Raw genomic sequence first — 2675 nt, 5'->3', positions numbered from 1 at the left:
GCGACAAGGATGCGATCTTCGGCACCGAGAGCAAAGGCTCGATTGTGGACTGGAACCGCAACGAGGACACCCGTCTGTGGGGCTCGGAGCGCCTCAAGCACCGCAAGCTGACGGCGCCTTTGCTGCTGGGCCGCTCGGTTGTGGTGGGTGACGACACCGGCCTGGTGCACCTGCTGTCGCGCGCCGATGGCGCACCGCTGAATCGCCTGACCACCGATGGGTCGGGCATCGCCGCCCGCCCCGTGGCGGCGGCAGACACCCTGGTGGTCGTCACGCGCAATGGCGCGGTGCTCGGCTACCGACCTGAATGACGGATCCTATTCAATGAAGCCAGTAATCGCCCTCGTGGGGCGGCCGAATGTCGGTAAATCCACGCTGTTCAACCGCCTGACGAAGTCCCGCGACGCGATCGTGGCGGACTTCGCCGGGCTCACGCGTGACCGCCACTACGGCAATGGCAAGCAGGGCAAGCACGAGTACATCGTCATCGATACCGGGGGCTTCGAGCCCGATGCCTCCAGTGGCATCTACCGCGAGATGGCCAAGCAGACGCAGCAGGCCGTGGCCGAGGCCGACGTGGTGATCTTCGTCGTGGACGCGCGCGCCGGCGTCTCGGCGCAGGACCATGACATCGCCAACTACCTGCGCCGGCTGTCCAAGCCCTGCGTGCTGGTGGCCAACAAGGCCGAAGGCATGGTCGAGGGCATCCAGCTGGCCGAGTTCTATGAGCTGGGCCTGGGTGAGGTGCAGCCGGTATCGGCCGCGCACGGCCAGGGCATCCGTGGCCTGGTGGACCTGGCACTGGCGCCGCTGAACCTGCCCGAGCCCGATGAGGACGATGCCTCGGGCGACAAGAGCGTGATCAAGCTGGCCGTGGCCGGCCGCCCCAACGTGGGCAAATCCACGCTGATCAACACCTGGCTGGGCGAGGAACGCCTGGTGGCCTTCGACATGCCGGGCACGACGCGCGATGCGATCACCGTGCCATTCGAGCGCAACGGCCAGCGTTTCGAGCTGGTGGACACGGCCGGCCTGCGCCGCAAGGGCAAGGTGTTCGAGGCCATCGAGAAATTCTCGGTGGTCAAGACGCTGCAGGCCATCGAGTCGGCCAATGTGGTGCTGCTGCTGCTGGATGCCACGCTGGGCGTGACCGACCAGGACGCGCACATCGCCGGCTACATCCTGGAGAGCGGCCGCGCCGTGGGGCTTGCCGTGAACGAGTGGGATGCGGTGGACGAGTACCAGCGCACCTTGCTGGAGCGCTCCATCGAGAGCCGCCTGTCGTTCCTGAAGTTCGCCTCCATGCACTTCATCTCGGCCAAGAAGCGCCAGGGCCTGGGCCCGCTGTGGACCTCCATCGTGCAGGCGCACAAGGCGGCCACCTGCAAGATGTCCACCCCGGTGCTCACTCGGCTGCTGCTGGAGGCGGTGCAGTTCCAGGCGCCCAAGCGTTCAGGCATGTTCCGCCCCAAGCTGCGCTATGCGCACCAGGGCGGCATGAACCCGCCGGTGATCGTGATCCACGGCAATTCGCTGGAGCACGTGACCGACGCCTACAAGCGCTTCCTGGAAGGGCGCTTCCGCAAGGAGTTCGACCTGGTGGGCACGCCGTTGCGCATCGAGGTCAAGACCTCGCACAACCCGTTCGTGGACAAGGACGAAGGCTGACCCCCACGCGGCGCGCCTGCCGCCCGCAGCCCCACGGCCGGTGCCTGTATATGCTGCATTGCAGCATGGTTATTGCAGCGACATGAATCTGTGCATGGCGCTCAAGGGTAACCATCTGTTTCTGCCTCCGCATATTCCCAGAGGTATTTCCCTGTTGAAGCCTTGATCCGGCGTGAAGAAAGGCCGGATTGGCGAAAGGCCATGCAATCAGGCGGCAAAAGTCTTACTTTGCTGTGGTAAGGTGGTGGTTTACAACAACATTTTTGAACACGGAGAATATCGTGAGCAATAAAGGCCAACTTTTGCAAGATCCTTTCCTGAACGCACTGCGCAGGGAGCATGTGCCGGTTTCCATCTATTTGGTGAACGGTATCAAGCTGCAAGGGCAAATCGAATCGTTCGACCAGTACGTGGTGTTGCTGCGCAATACCGTCACGCAGATGGTCTACAAGCATGCCATCTCCACCATCGTGCCCGGCCGTGCGGTCAACTTCTCGACGGCCGAAACCCCTGATGCAGACGGCGCCGGCAACTGAGTTGCGGCATCCAGTTCAGCATTCAATCCTGGGTCAGATGGTCATGGGCGGAGGTGATCCGCTTTGAGCGCCCCCGCATCTTCTGAGGCGGGTGGGGCTTCGGTATTGCTGGTGGGGGTGGATTTCGGTCTCCCCCATTTCGACGGCGAGCTCGAAGAGCTGGGTCTGCTGGCGCAGACCGCGGGGCTCAACCCCGTGGCGCGCCTGACCTGCAAGCGCAAGGCTCCCGACGCGGCCCTGTTCGTGGGCAGCGGCAAGGCCGACGAAATCCGCACCCTGGCGCAGATGCACGGTGCGGTGGAGGTGCTGTTCGACCAGTCGCTCAGCCCTGCGCAGCAGCGCAACCTGGAACGGCACCTGGAGCTGCCGGTCTCCGACCGTACCTTCCTCATCCTCGAAATCTTTGCCCAGCGCGCGCGCAGCCATGAGGGCAAGCTGCAGGTGGAGCTGGCCCGGCTGCAGTACCTCAGC

General features: G+C 64.1%; 3 protein-coding genes and 1 pseudogene. All 4 read left to right on the top strand.

All coding sequences use genetic code 11. The annotated features are described in order from the left end of the window. On the top strand, positions 1-311 hold a 311-nt coding region (locus ACK59X_RS31310), incomplete at its 5' end, for a PQQ-binding-like beta-propeller repeat protein (RefSeq protein WP_409962826.1). Between the two features lie 13 nt (positions 312-324). Beyond that, positions 325-1668 carry a ribosome biogenesis GTPase Der gene (der, locus tag ACK59X_RS31305; RefSeq protein ID WP_409962824.1) on the top strand — a complete coding sequence of 448 codons (1344 nt, stop codon included), beginning with the start codon at positions 325-327 and terminating at the stop codon, positions 1666-1668. 281 nt (positions 1669-1949) lie between these two features. Beyond that, entirely contained in the window at positions 1950-2204 is a 255-nt protein-coding gene (gene hfq, locus ACK59X_RS31300; RefSeq protein ID WP_007848873.1) for an RNA chaperone Hfq, read from the top strand. A 63-nt stretch (positions 2205-2267) separates the two neighbouring features. Next, a pseudogene (locus ACK59X_RS31295) lies at positions 2268-2675 on the top strand (GTPase HflX); the annotation flags it as partial.

It is taken from the genome of Acidovorax sp. (genome assembly GCF_046339755.1).
Taxonomy (GTDB): Bacteria; Pseudomonadota; Gammaproteobacteria; order Burkholderiales; family Burkholderiaceae_C; genus Acidovorax.
Note: the sequence above shows the minus strand (reverse complement) of the source record. Positions and strands in the feature narration are given on the sequence as shown.